This window comes from Nocardioides flavus (ex Wang et al. 2016), from assembly GCF_014653115.1.
Classification (GTDB): Bacteria; Actinomycetota; Actinomycetes; order Propionibacteriales; family Nocardioidaceae; genus Nocardioides; species Nocardioides flavus.
Genome location: NZ_BNAD01000015.1, coordinates 1 through 12,953 on the forward strand (window position 1 = coordinate 1; position 12,953 = coordinate 12,953).

Annotated in this window: 11 protein-coding genes and 2 pseudogenes; 6 read left to right on the forward strand and 7 right to left on the reverse strand. The window is 70.6% G+C overall.

The genetic code is table 11. The annotated features are described in order from the left end of the window. The first annotated feature begins 813 nt into the window (after positions 1-813). The 6 genes and pseudogenes from IE200_RS17585 to IE200_RS20890 all read left to right on the forward strand — a co-directional run. Positions 814-1,200, forward strand: coding sequence for an ArsR/SmtB family transcription factor (locus IE200_RS17585; protein WP_191280793.1), 387 nt, complete (start codon positions 814-816; stop codon positions 1,198-1,200). After that, positions 1,197-2,300, forward strand: coding sequence for a cation diffusion facilitator family transporter (locus IE200_RS17590; protein WP_229856748.1), 1,104 nt, complete (start codon positions 1,197-1,199; stop codon positions 2,298-2,300). The genes IE200_RS17585 and IE200_RS17590 overlap by 4 nt, the downstream gene beginning before the upstream one ends. A 33-nt stretch (positions 2,301-2,333) precedes the next feature. Beyond that, entirely contained in the window at positions 2,334-2,714 is a 381-nt protein-coding gene (locus IE200_RS17595; RefSeq protein ID WP_191280794.1) for an ArsR/SmtB family transcription factor, read from the forward strand. Beyond that, complete coding sequence (locus IE200_RS17600; protein WP_308433025.1) at positions 2,711-3,478, forward strand: cation diffusion facilitator family transporter; 768 nt, start codon at positions 2,711-2,713, stop codon at positions 3,476-3,478. Before IE200_RS17595 ends, IE200_RS17600 begins: the two co-directional genes overlap by 4 nt. Before the next feature lie 108 nt (positions 3,479-3,586). Beyond that, positions 3,587-3,661: pseudogene (locus tag IE200_RS21240) on the forward strand (hypothetical protein); the annotation flags it as partial. Next, positions 3,662-4,182, forward strand: a pseudogene (locus IE200_RS20890) (transposase); the annotation flags it as partial. A gap of 78 nt (positions 4,183-4,260) precedes the next feature. Here the strand turns inward: IE200_RS20890 and IE200_RS17610 are convergent. The 7 genes from IE200_RS17610 to IE200_RS17640 all read right to left on the reverse strand — a co-directional run bounded on the left by IE200_RS17610 (position 4,261) and on the right by IE200_RS17640 (position 12,953). Next, positions 4,261-5,010 (reverse strand): PIG-L family deacetylase, encoded by a 750-nt coding sequence (locus IE200_RS17610; protein ID WP_191280795.1) that lies wholly within the window; start codon positions 5,008-5,010, stop codon positions 4,261-4,263. Between the two features lie 5 nt (positions 5,011-5,015). Next, a complete protein-coding gene (locus tag IE200_RS17615; RefSeq protein ID WP_191280796.1) occupies positions 5,016-7,238 on the reverse strand; it encodes a glycosyltransferase in 2,223 nt (740 codons plus the stop codon). After that, positions 7,235-8,014 (reverse strand): glycosyltransferase, encoded by a 780-nt coding sequence (locus tag IE200_RS17620; RefSeq protein WP_191280797.1) that lies wholly within the window; start codon positions 8,012-8,014, stop codon positions 7,235-7,237. Before IE200_RS17620 ends, IE200_RS17615 begins: the two co-directional genes overlap by 4 nt. A 43-nt stretch (positions 8,015-8,057) precedes the next feature. Continuing rightward, positions 8,058-9,164 carry a phosphatase PAP2 family protein gene (locus IE200_RS17625; RefSeq protein ID WP_191280798.1) on the reverse strand — a complete coding sequence of 369 codons (1,107 nt, stop codon included), beginning with the start codon at positions 9,162-9,164 and terminating at the stop codon, positions 8,058-8,060. 65 nt (positions 9,165-9,229) lie between these two features. Then, positions 9,230-10,684 carry a sensor histidine kinase gene (locus IE200_RS17630; RefSeq protein WP_191280799.1) on the reverse strand — a complete coding sequence of 485 codons (1,455 nt, stop codon included), beginning with the start codon at positions 10,682-10,684 and terminating at the stop codon, positions 9,230-9,232. After that, on the reverse strand, positions 10,681-11,367 hold the full coding sequence (locus tag IE200_RS17635) for a response regulator transcription factor (RefSeq protein WP_191280800.1): 687 nt from the start codon (positions 11,365-11,367) through the stop codon (positions 10,681-10,683). Before IE200_RS17635 ends, IE200_RS17630 begins: the two co-directional genes overlap by 4 nt. Next, the gene (locus IE200_RS17640) at positions 11,364-12,953 is read right to left on the reverse strand and encodes a hypothetical protein (protein ID WP_229856751.1); all 1,590 of its coding nucleotides are present in this window, start codon (positions 12,951-12,953) and stop codon (positions 11,364-11,366) included. The genes IE200_RS17635 and IE200_RS17640 overlap by 4 nt, the downstream gene beginning before the upstream one ends.

Below are 12,953 nucleotides of genomic sequence, written 5' to 3' on the forward strand. Positions count from 1 at the left end.
CGTGATGGTCCTCGAGGATTCGGTAGAAGGTTGACTCGAAGGATCACGCGGTGGCCGCGCCTACGTCCGACGTACACGCCGGTGACGATCTCGGCGACCGCGCTACACCACTATCGGGGACTCAACTGAAGCCGAACTTTCCCGCCGTATCAGTGGTACCGCCGGCGGGGCCGTTCGTGTTGCTGACGGAGACGTTTGGAGACGGACTCCCGGCAAGGTTGGTGACAACACCAGTCACCTGCGGGAGCACATCCGCGGCGGCCGATTGCGTGCTTGGCAGCACCAGCGCCAACAGCACAACGAGTAGCGGCGCAGTGCGTCCGGCGCGAATCACGAATCCCCCTGCCGCGAGCGTGACGTCGGGGTCGCCGCGGTGCTACTAGATTACTGAGCTCACCGGTTAGCGGGGTATTTCCGGCGATTCTGGGGCGGGCGTCTCCAACCGTCCCGCTCATATTAAGCGGCGAGTCCGGATTGCGACGGTCCCGCTCCCTCGGCGGCGGCGGGGGGTTCATGTCACACACATGTCACAAGACAACTGAAAACGTCCCAAGACAACCGAAGGTGTCTTGGGACGTTTTCGCAGGTCAGGCGCCTATCGACAGGGAAAGCCGCAGGTCAGCGCTAAGCGTGACTCAGATGTCGTAGTACTGACTGACTGACCCATGTTGACCTGCGCAAACGTCGGCGAATGTTGATCGTTTGTACCACGTGTGTAACGGCAGGTCGTCCCTCAGGGCGGGTTGACTCACGTGAGGTGGTGCAGTTTGGGCAGCCGTTCATCGTTGTTCAGAGGTTGCATAGTATCTGCGTATGCATGCAGACAATGAGTCTTTGGAACCACTGCCGGTCGAGCAAGCGGAACTGGCCGCCGAGGTGTTCCGCATGCTCGCCGAGCCCACCCGGGTGCGACTGCTCTGGGCGTTGCTCGACGAGGAACTGCCGGTCAACGAGCTGGCTGACCTGGTGGGGAAGCCTGCCCCCTCGGTCTCCCAGCACCTAGCCAAGCTGCGGATGGCCCGACTCGTGCACACGCGCCGCGAAGGGACCCAGGTCTTCTACAGGGTCGAGAACGACCATGTGGCGCATCTGGTCCGCGACGGGGTGTTCAACGCCGAGCACGCCGGCCCGGATCTGCCCCGCCACCACCAGGGTGAAGCGGGGCCACTGCGATCGGCGAAGCGGCGGGGTGACGCGTGAACGAGCACGATCACGGGCACGCTCATGACGGCGCGCACAGCCACCTCCGCGGCCAGCACCGCGGCCACGGGCACGACCAGGACCCGGCTGGGCGGCGAGGCATGCGGGACCGCATCGGCCACGTCCTCCGCCCGCACTCGCACGACGCAGCGGACTTCCTCGACGACGCGCTCGAGTCCAGCGCCCAGGGCATCCGAGCGGTCAAAATCAGCCTGGTCGCGCTCGGCGCGACCGCCATGGCACAGCTCGCGGTAGTTGCGATCTCGGGATCGGTCGCGCTGCTGGCCGACACCATCCACAACTTCTCCGACGCCCTGACCGCGCTGCCGCTCTGGCTCGCCTTCGCGATCGGCAGGCGGGCGCCGACCCGCCGCTACACCTACGGGTACGGGCGCGCCGAGGACCTCGCCGGTCTCTTCGTGGTGGCCATGATCGCCCTGTCTGCCGTGGTGGCCGGCTTCGAGTCGATCGACCGGCTGATCCACCCACGACCGGTCGACCACCTCGGCTGGGTTGCGCTTGCCGGAATGGTCGGTTTCATCGGCAACGAGGCGGTCGCCCTCTTCCGGATCCGGGTCGGCCGCCAGATCGGGTCGGCGGCCCTCGTCGCGGACGGCCTGCACGCCCGCGCCGACGGCTTCACCTCCTTGGCCGTCCTGCTCGGCGCCGCAGGCGTCGCGGTCGGCTGGGACGCCGCCGATCCGGTCGTCGGGCTGCTCATCACCGTGGCCATCCTCGCCGTGCTGCGGACCGCGATGCGCGACATCTTCCGCCGGCTGATGGACGCCGTCGACCCCACTGCGATCGACACCGCCGAGTCGACGCTGACGGCGATCCCCGGTGTCCTGGCGGTACGGCGGGTCCGGATGCGCTGGATCGGCCACGAGATCCACGCCGACGCCGACCTCGACATCGACCGCCACGCCTCGCTCGCTGACGCGCACCGGCTCGCCCATGCCGCCGAGCACCAGCTCACCCAAGCCGTGCCGAAGCTGACCAGCGCCGTGGTCCACGCCTATCCGACGAGCACGGGAAACGTGTCTCCGCACCAGCACGCTCCTGCGCCGCCGACAGCCGAGAGCCCCGGACCACGTGCTTGACGCGCTGAGCACCAACGGCGCTATCATCGCCAAATGACGATGACAGTTGGCGATGGCCCGAGTCAGACGGAGCGGACACCTGACCTGACTGAGGCCGCCTGCCTCTTCCATGGCTTCAGCGACCCGTCGCGACTCACGATCCTGCGCCACCTTGCTCTGGGCGAGCACCGGGTCGTCGACCTCACCGAGCATCTCGGACTCGCCCAGTCCACGGTCTCCAAGCACCTGGCCTGCCTCAAGGACTGCGGTCTGATCCAGTCCCACCCGCAGGGGCGTGCGTCAGTGTTCTCGCTCACCCACTCCGAGGCCCTACTGGACCTGCTCGCCTCGGCCGAGCGACTGCTCGCGCTCACCGGCGACGCCGTCGCGCTCTGCCCCACCTCCGGCCTCGCCACGATGCCGGCCGCCTCGTGACCACCACTCTGGCCCCCGAGGTCCGCAGCCGACTCGGCCGCCGCGCCCAGCGGCTGGCCGGCGCGTCGGTGGCCTACAACCTCCTCGAAGCGGCCATCGCCATCACCGCCGGCCTGGTGGCAGGTTCGGTGGCGCTGGTGGGATTCGGGCTCGACTCGGTCGTCGAGGTCTCCAGCGGCCTGATCATCCTGTGGCAGTTCCGGCACGCTCTGCCGGAGTCGCGCGAGCGGCTGGCGCTGCGGCTGATGGCGGTCTCGTTCTTCGCCCTCGCCGCCTATGTCGCGGTCGAGTCGACTCGGGCGCTGGTCTTCGGTGCCGACCCCGACCCCTCGCCGGTCGGCGTCGGGCTCGCCGCTGCGTCGCTGGTCATCATGCCGTTCCTGTCGTGGGCCCAACGGCGCACCGGCAAGGCGCTCGGCTCCAACGCCGTGCTCGCAGACTCGACGCAGACGTTGCTGTGCACCTACCTCTCTGCGGTTCTGTTGGTCGGGCTGCTCCTCAACGCCACCCTCGGCTGGTCATGGGCTGACCCGATCGCCGGCCTGGTGATCGCCGCGATCGCCGTCAGGGAGGGACGCGACGCGTGGCGCGGCGAGGGATGCTGCGGTGCCATCGCCTCGCCAGGTGGGCGCGAACACGCGGAAGGCGGCTGCACGTGCGCGGACGGGGCCTGCCCAGACGGCTGCTGCGCGCTGCAGGCCGCCGCACCCGCCGGCGACCTCTCGCTGCTGCAGATCCAGACCCGCCACGACACCCGTCTCTAGCCACCACGGCTCATTCGACCCCACACTTACAGAACAGACCATGGGAGCAGGACACGGCCACGGCCAGCCTGGCCACGCCGGCGGCCCAGCCTCGCCTTCGGCCTGGTCTTGGCCTTCTTCGTCGTCGAACTGACCGCCGGGCTCGTCTCTGGCTCGCTGGCGCTGCTCTCGGACGCCGGCCACATGGCCGCCGACGTGGTGGCCCTGGGCGCCGTTTTCGTCGCCACCACGGTCGCCACCCGCGCCGAGCTCGGGCTCGTGGCCATCGGTCAGCGACTCGAACCGGAGCGGGCCGTGTTTGCGTGTCGCGTGGTGGAGCCCGATCAGTGGTGTCGCCGTTGCGGCCGCGAGGGTTCGCCGCGCGAGACCGTGGTCCGGCGCTTGGCGCACGAGCCGTGGGGTTGGCGGCCCCACGACCCTGGACGGCATCAAGAACGCGGTCCTCGCCGTGGGCAAGCGGGTCCTGATCGACGACCCCACACGGCTCGACGGCGTCAGCGCGATCGGCGTCGACGAACACGTCGCGCGCCACCAGACGCGGCGACGAGGACGTCACCGTCATCACGACCTGACCGGCATCCGCGCCGGCACCGGCCCCCGCCCAGCTGCTCGACGTGGTCGAGGGCCGCTCCGAGCAGGCCGTCAAGGCCTGGCTGAGCGAGCGCCCCCAGGACTGGCGCGACGGCGTCGAGGGCGTTGCCATTGGGCGAACGGACGAGAAGCCGATTCGGGCTGGCGGACCCGCAGGAGTCGGCATAGTCGCGCCACCCGTCAGGCTGTAGTCAAGGGACTTCGACGAACCACTCCGTGCCCAGGACACGACGTGCCACGGGGCGTGGGAGCGCGAGCAGGATGGCGACGGTACGGATGCCGCCGCTGTGCTGCGAGGCATGGGCTGCCAGCGAAGCTCGTTTCGCGGTCAACTGCGGGCGGACGTCTACGGTCAGGGTGAGTGTGTCTCGGCTGGTGAAGATACCGTCGCCAGGAAGGGTCAGGCCGGGCAGGAGGCGCGATAGAGGCCGCAGGAGTATCAGGAGCCGGGCCAGCCAGGTGCGGTCGAGTGTTGCCTCCAGCAACAGGGGCCTGAACGCCGCCAGGGTCTGGGCGCGGCGTGCGACCCGGTGCACCTGGACGTGGTCGGGGTGGCCGTAGCCGCCGTTCGCGTCGTAGCCGGTGAGGATGTCCGCGCCCTCGTGGTCAACGATGGCCGCGAGCTCGCGGGCCGCCTCGTCGACGGAGATGTCCACGAAGCGGCGGCCGCCTTGGGAAGGTCGGTTGGCCATCCCGGAGTCGGCATAGCCGAGCCACGTCACCCGGGCCGCTCCCAAGGCCGTGGCGGAGACCGTGGCCTCGGCCCGTCGCACCTGGGCCAGTGAGGTGGATGAGTGGCGGTGGTCGGCGAGCCCGGCGGCGCCGTCGGTGGCGAACACGAGGACGATCCGGTCACCGGCGGCTGAGCGTTGTGCGAGCCAGCCGCCGGTCAGGAGCGCTTCGTCGTCGGGGTGGGCGTGCAGTGAGACGATGGTGGCCACGGTGCTCAGGCCTCCAAGGCCATGACCGGCCGTACTTCGGCCACCGGGCGCTGGGGGAGGCGAACCCGCTTCGCGGCCACCTCGTAGAGCTCCGCGGTGCGCTCCAAGATATCGGCCCAGTCCAACGCCGGCGCGACCGCCTCGTTGTGAGCAGCGATCCGGTTGCGCAGGTTCGGGTCGCGGACGAGGTCGGCGAGGGCGACTAGCATCTGCTCGTCGCTGTCGACGAGGACCCCCTCGACCCTGTCGCGGACGAACTCGCCGACACCACTTCGGCCGCTGGCGATCACCGGCAGGCCGGCACAGCGTGCTTCGAGCGCGGCGATGCCGAACGACTCCTTGGGCGCCGGGGCGATGTACATCGATGCCACGGCGAGCTCGTCGTGGACCTGGTGACGGGGCAGCCGTCCGGTGATCCGGACGTGCTCGTCTAGTCCGCGACGCCGCACGCACCGGTCCGTCCGGCCGCGGAGCGGGCCGTCGCCGACGATCACGAGCCGGACATCGTCACGGCCGGTGAGGCGACGGACCTGCTCGAACATCCGCACCAGCTGGAGCGGGCGCTTGCGGGGCACCAGGCGCATCACGCTGATGATTGTGATGGGCCAGTCGGCCTGCGCGTGCCTGTCCGGCGTCGACCCCACCGGGTGTCGTCGCCAGGCGGCGACGTCCAGAGCGTTCGGGAGCACCGAGACCTCGACGCCGCCGAGCGACCGTCCGAAGCTCTCGGCGGCGGCGCCACTCACCGCGGACCACGCGACCGGCCAGCGACGAAGCCCGGCCAGCGCAGCCAGCCGGAGGATCCCACCCGCGCCACTCCACATCGAGTGCACCGTGACGAGGACCGGAACACCGGCCTTTGCTGCCGCTCGCGCCACGCCGATGCCATACGGCGAGAACATCGACACGTGCACGTGCACCGCGTCGTACCCGGTCACTGCACGACGTGCGTCTGCGGCCGGCATCCGGCGGACCCATGTGGGATCGGCCCCGTCGGAGCGGGTCGGGGTCAGGACCTCGGGTTCGAGTCCTGCCGCGCGTTGGTGGCGGACCAGGTCGTCGACGTGGGTCTCGATCCCGCCCAGGCGGGGGAGGAAGACGTCGGTGACGTGCGCGATGCGCCGCGCCGGTGACAAGAACAGACCGGAGGACGACGACGTCAGGGCGGTGCGTCGCCCCGCCCGGCGCTGAGCGAGGAGCCAGACGCCGAGAGCGCCGCCGCCGACGGGGATCTCGACAGCGAAGATGAACGCCCGGTACAGAATCGCGGCGCCGGCGACACTGGCCGGGTCTCCGCCGAGGGCGAGCAGCACGCCGACGAGGCCGAGGTCGGCGACACCGACCCCACCCGGGGTGAGCGGCACGATGGTGAGGGCGCGCTCCACCGCGAACGCGGCGAGGATCTCCGGCCAGGCGCTGCCGCCGCCGGTGACATGCAGGCAGAGCCCCAGGAGCAGGCCCTGCAAGGCGACGTAGCCGGCGATCCCGGCGGACATCCGCAACCACCCCTGAGCCACCAAGGTCGCGCACTGTGCCCGGATGTCGCGCAGGGCCGTGGCAAGGCCGAGCTCCCGGTCCTTGCCGACCAGCCGGAGACCACGCCGCGCCCACGCCTCGAGGACGCGGCCCACCGTGACCGCGCCGCGCGAGCTCATCAGCACCGACGCCGCGCCGGCCGCCACCACGACGAAGGCCACCCCTGAGATGAACGACGCCGTCTGAACCTGCGGCGAGACGTGCTGCCCGGCGCGGGCCAGCGTGACCACCGCGATCACCGGCAGCAGCAGCTTCGACCCGACGTCCCACAGGTTGGTGAGGAAGGTGTAGCCGGTGAAGGCCCTGCCGTCGATGCCCCACGCGCGCATCATCCGGCGGTTGAGTTCGACACCGGCGGCGCCACCGAGCGGCACGACGTTGGAGACCGCGCTTCCGGTCAGGTTCAGGGTGAGGGCGCGTCGGTGGGTCAGGCTCGGCGCGGCGGCGGTGAGCACGAAGGTGTGCACGTACAGGCCGAGGAGCCAGAGCCCGGCGAGACCGAGCGCTGCTGGCCAGTGGACAGACCCGAGGACCGGGAGCACACCGTGCCAGGACACGTCCACGGCACGGGGCAGGACGGTGATGACCAAGGCCAGGGCGGCGACCCAGGACAGGACGAACCGGATCCTGGCCCGGAGTTCAGCGCGTGAACCGCTCGCCCCCTTCAGGCTCGAGTGGGCACTCGCGTTCATGCGCGCGCTGTGCCGTCGTGCACCACTGCCGGCGCAGCGGGGCGGGTCGTCCGTCGACGCGTGAGCTCGCGGAACCGCCAGCGGAGGACGAGGAGGGCAGCCTCCCTGGCGACGCCGGGGCTCATCTTCGAATCGCCGGCGGTGCGTTCGACGAAGGTGATCGGGTGTTCGGCGAGCCGAAGTCCCCGCCGCTCGCAGCGCCAGGTGTTCTCGACCTGGAATCCGTATCCGTTCGAGGTCGTCTCCGGGACCCCGGCAGCAGCGATCGCCTCGGCGCGCCAGGCGCGGAACCCGGAGGTGGCGTCATGGGTGCGTAGCCTCAGCACGGTGCGTGCGTAGGTGTTCGCCGCCCACGAGAGCGCCCTGCGGCGGCCCGGCCAGTTCTCGGTCCGACCACCCGGGACGTAGCGTGAGCCGATCGCGACGTCGTTGGTGCGCACCAGCACCAGCAGCGGCAGGACCGCGGTGGCGGGGTGCGACCCGTCGGCGTCCATCTGGACGACGACGTCGTACCCGGCGCGGACGGCAGCGGCGAAGCCGGCACGGTAGGCCGCACCGAGTCCGTCCTTCGAAGCGCGGGGCAGCAGGTGCACCCACCCACCGAAACCCGGGTGCGAGCGGACGATGTCCTGGGTCTGGTCGGGGCTGTTGTCATCGACGACCAGGACGTCGATGACCTCATCTGGGGCCTGGTCCCGGCAGGCACCGATCCCGTCGAGCAGGTCCCCGATGGTGGACGCCTCGTTGTAGGTCGGAACGACGATCACACAGCGCATGGTCGGAAGGTAGGGCGGGCCCGATGAAGGGGACGTGAAGACGTCAGCCGGCGGCCCGGTGGGTGGCCGGATCCGCAGGTTGCGACCGCCTGGGCTCGGGGCGACGGCGTGCCCCGACGGTCAGCGGGCCGAGGACCCACGCGAGTGCGGCGATGGCCAGGCCGGCCGGGATGTCGACCGCGAAGTGCCAACCGAGATAGACCGTCGCCACCATCGTCCCGGCCAGGTAGACCGCCAGCACGACGGTCGTCCGGCGCAGCCGGTGCCACCAGGCGAGCCCGAGGATCGTGGCCGTCACGCCGACGTGCAGGCTGGCGAAGGCGGACACCTGGGCGAACGCGTCACCGGCGTGCGGGTGAGCGAGCAGGTAGTCCCGTTGCGCGATGTAGCGCGCCTGGGTGTCCTGGATCATCGTGTCCGGCAGACCTGAGAAGTCTTCCGGTTCGGCGTGGAAGGGGCCCAGGGACGGGATGATGTAGTAGGTCGCGGTGCCGAGGATCCATACCCACACGAACGCGGCGATGCCGGCGTAGGCGTCCCGGATCCGCCTGGAGAGCACGACAGCGGCCGGGAAGGCGAGGACCACCAGGGTTGGGAACGTTTCGTACCAGACCGCGAGTACCCAGGCGGCTGTGTGTTGGCCGAGCAGGTCGTGGAGCAGCACGCCCGGGCTGTACCCAAGGAAGAGCCAGCGGTCCCACCCGGTGAGCATGCCATCGCGGGGGGCGTTGAAGACGTCCCAGCTCTTGAGGTTGTGGTAGGTGAAGTACGTCAGGTGGTAGGCGAGCAGGGCGGCCCACGCGAGGGCCAGCCGTCCCGGAGTCCACCGGGCCCGGATGGTCGACCACGAGCGCCGCACCGTGAACGGGCGGCCGGCGCGGAGGAGCCCGTCGACCGCGACAAGTCCGAGGAAGATCAAGAGCGTCAGCGTCACCCGGCTCAGCAGGTACGCCCCGTGCGGGTCACGGAAGGGGATGTCGACCTGGACCGACCGTGCGATCCCGACGCCGACGAAGCACACCACGACCGCCCAGAGCCGCACCGCGTGCCACCACGCCCACCGCAGTGCCTTGCTCGCCGTCGGCGCCCGCGTCTCCGTCCCCGGCGTCTCCGGCACTTGCACCGTGGTCGTGCGGGCATCGCCGATCATCCCGGCAACCTAGGTGAGACAACATGAAGTGGTGATGAACCGGGACCAGCTCGGGACCGATCCGCTTAGGTCCCCGCCGGCGTCTCGGGTGCCTCGGCAATCGTGGGCAGCAGGACCGTGACCGTCATCTCCGGGCCGTGGGCGCACGGCACCGGAGCGGGGCGACCGTGCGAGGAGTGTCGCCCGTCGTGGCAGAGCCGGAGCTCGCCACCGGCCTGGCCGACCAAGGCATCCACCAGCGAGAGTCCGAGTCCCGCCCCCGGGCGGGGGCGGGCGTCGTCGGCGCGTGCGAAGCGCTGGGTTCCCGTGGCGAGGAGTGCCGGCGGCATCCCCGCTCCGAAGTCCGAGACCGTCATCCGCGCCCAGCCGGGGGAGGGTTCGTCGGCGGCCACCTGGAACGGAGGCGCTCCGTGCGCGACAGCATTGTCGAGGAGGTTGGTCAGGATCCGTTCCAGCTCGAAGTCGGCCACCCCCACCGGCAGCGGATGCGAGGGACGGGTGACCGACACGTCACCAGCGTCGGCGGGGTCTGCCAGGCGTCGCTGGTTGATCACCCTGCCGATGACCGCGACCAGGTTGCTGGAACCCACGACCGTGCCGGAGTCGACGCGGCCGACTTGGAGCAGTTGCTCGGCGAGACCGGCGAGCCGGTCGAGGTCGACCTTCAGCTCGGTGAGGATGTGTTCGTGTTCGCGTTGGCTGCGGGGGCGGCGCAGCGCGAGCTGGACGCGACTGGTCAGAAGGGTGACCGGTGTGCGCAGTTCGTGACTGGCGTCGCTGACGAACTGTCGCTCGCGGTCCAGCGCCTCCTCCAGCGAGGAGAGCATGTCGTTGAACGTGTGACCCAATCGGGTGATCTCGTCGTCCCGCAGCGGCGGCACGTCGAGCCGCAGCTCGGCGTTGCCGGCGGCGATGGCGGCGGCGCGCCGCCGGTAGCGTTCGACCGGGCGCAGCGCGGCCCGTGCGAGTCGCTCACCGACGAAGGCGGTGACCAGCAGCGCGCCGAGCCCGGCGAGGCTGAGCTGGACGAGGAGCTCGCGCAGCGCCTCGTCGCGGTGATCGCGTCGGACCCCGACGAGCAGGTAGCGCTGGGGGGATGAGCCGGCATGCGCCACCCGGAGGCGGTAGGGCTGGTGGGCGGCGGGCAGGAAGTCGCCGACGTTGTAGGTGTGGGGGCTGTCGCGGACCCGGCCGAGCTGTCGAACGCTGACCATCGGGGTGGTGCCGGCCGGCCCACCGTGGTCGAGCACCGTCCCGTCCGAGGCGAGGACCTGCCAAGCCACCCCGGTGGCCTCGGCCGCGGACCGGTTAGTGACCGTGCCGTCGGTTCCGATGAGGGGATCGAGGGCCTGGCTCGCCTGCGCCAGTTCGGTGTCGAGGCCACGATCGAGGGCGTAGTCGACTCGCCAGTACACGAAGACGCCGGCTGCGAGCAGGACCACGAACGTGGCGGCGGAGAAGCCCGCCACCAGGCGGATGCGCAACGGCAGGCGCGAGACCCGAGTCCGCACCGGCGTCATTGCGGTCCGGCCGTCGGCTCGAGCCGATATCCCACCCCACGCAGGGTGGTGATCGTCTCCGTGCCGAAGGGCTTGTCGATCTTGCCGCGGATCGCCGCCAGATGGACGTCGATCACGTTGCTGCGCAGGTCGGTCTCCCCGTCCCACACCTCGTCGAGGATGGTGAACCGGGTCACGACCTGGCCGGCGTGCGAGGCGAGCAGGTGCAAGATGTCGAACTCGCGCGCCGACAGCGTGACCTCCACACGGCCACGGAAGACGCGCCGGGCGACGGGGTCCACGACGAGATCACCGACTTGCACCGGGCCATCGCCGACGTGGCTGCTTCGCCGGTAGAGCGCGCGCAGCCGGGCAAGCAGCTCGTCGAGGTCGAACGGCTTCGGCAGGTAGTCGTCGGCCCCGGCGTCGAGCCCGTCGATCCGGTCTCGCACGTCGCCGCGAGCAGTGAGCATCAAGATCGGCGTGGTCAGTCCCAGGCCCCGCAACCGTCGGGCGACGCTGACCCCGTCCATGCCGGGGAGCATCCAGTCCAACAGCACGACGTCGTATCCGGCGTCGCGCAAGAGAAGGTCGTAGGCCGAGCGGCCGTCGTGGACCACCTCGGCCCGCCATCCCGCCTCGGTCAAGGACTCCCGGAGCAGGTCGGCCAGCCGCACGTCGTCCTCAGCCACCAGGACTCTCATCGATCGCCTCCTCCCTCACGGTGCTGCCACACATGCCAGTCGCCGTAGGCCACCTGCTCAAGGTAGTGCCGCTCGAGGAGGCGCTGGGTGGCCCCGGCGTGCAGTCCCCACGAGTCAACGCTGTCGCCTGCGACGACCACCCAGCGCGGGGCGTCCGGACCGGTCATGACGGCGCCGAGCTCCGTCAGCTCAGGGTCGCGCACACGCACCGGGAGGCTCCACAGGTACTCGTAGGGACTGGACAGGCCACTTCCGGCGACGATGTCCGGATGCCCGAACGCCACGACCACGCCGTCAGCGCTTTCAGCATGCGCGCGAAGGTAGGCAACCACCCGCGCGTCGTCGGAGATCGTGACCGGTGAGATGGCCTGATGCCCCCAGACCACAGCGCTGGCCACCACAAGGTACGAGACACAAGCAGTCAGCACCCTCCGCCAACGCCGTGACGGGCGGACCAGCGCCACGAGCAGGAGCACCCCAGGAACCAGACCCGTCAGGTAGTGGAGCCAGTAGCTGCCACCGAGCGCGACACCGCACACCTCCCACAGCACCATCCCCAGGGCGGCCCACGTCACCGCGATCTGAGGCTCGACCGGTGCCCCACCCCTCGCGCGGGCAGATCCCGCTTGATACCTGGGCCGGCCCAGCACCGCGCCGACGGCCGCCGCGATCCCGAGCACGAGCACACCGCTGCCCACAGCCGCCAGCGCGAGGTTGCCCATGCGCCCGGCGGTCGCACTGGACGCGGACGCGTGGATCACCGCCGAAGCCTGGAGCCGGAAGACGACGGTCGCGTCCCACAACCCCGCCGGAGTCGTCCCACGAGCAGCCGCCACCAGCACGGATGCGGCGAGCACGCCCGCGGCCGTGGTCAGAAAAGTGCCGACTCGGCGCCACCGGTGCGACAGATTTCCGCCGGCAGCGACCAGCAGGACGGCGGCGAAGACGAAGACATCGATGACGTTCTGCTTGACCAGGGCGGCACCCACGCCCGAGGCACCCGCCGCGACGGTGAGGAGCCCAGCGTCGCGTCCCCAGTTGCGGCGCGCCGCGGCGATCAGGCACGCGGTCCCGAGCAGGACGAACGGGAGCGCCAGCAGCTCGCCGTTCGTCACGGGCATGCCGAGCAGCGGACTGGACAGCAGCGCCAACGCGGCGACCACGGTGACGCGGCGCGTCCAGCGCTGGGTGGGTGCGACCAGCTGGGCAACCACGCCGGCCAGCACCACCGTCAGGCCACTGGCGGCCGCACCCAGGAGCCTCACGCCCGGCGCCGTGACGCCGGTGGCCGGGTGACCGACCGGCCCAAGGTGTCCGGCCACGGAGAAGAGCCACAGCAGCAGCGGGGGACGGTCGACCCAATAGTTGCCGTAGAGCGAGGACCCCGGCCGCCAGTGTTGGGCCAGCAGGAGGAAACCACTCTCATCGGGCGAGAGCGGGACGCCGAGGAACGGCAACCAGGCCGCCACCGCCAGCGCAGCGGCGATGCCGACGCCGATGACAGCGGGTCGGTCCCACCCGCGCGGCGGACGCGCCGGAGGAGGTGTCCCGGGTCGGATCGAGGGGGCGAGAAGGTCGGCCGACAT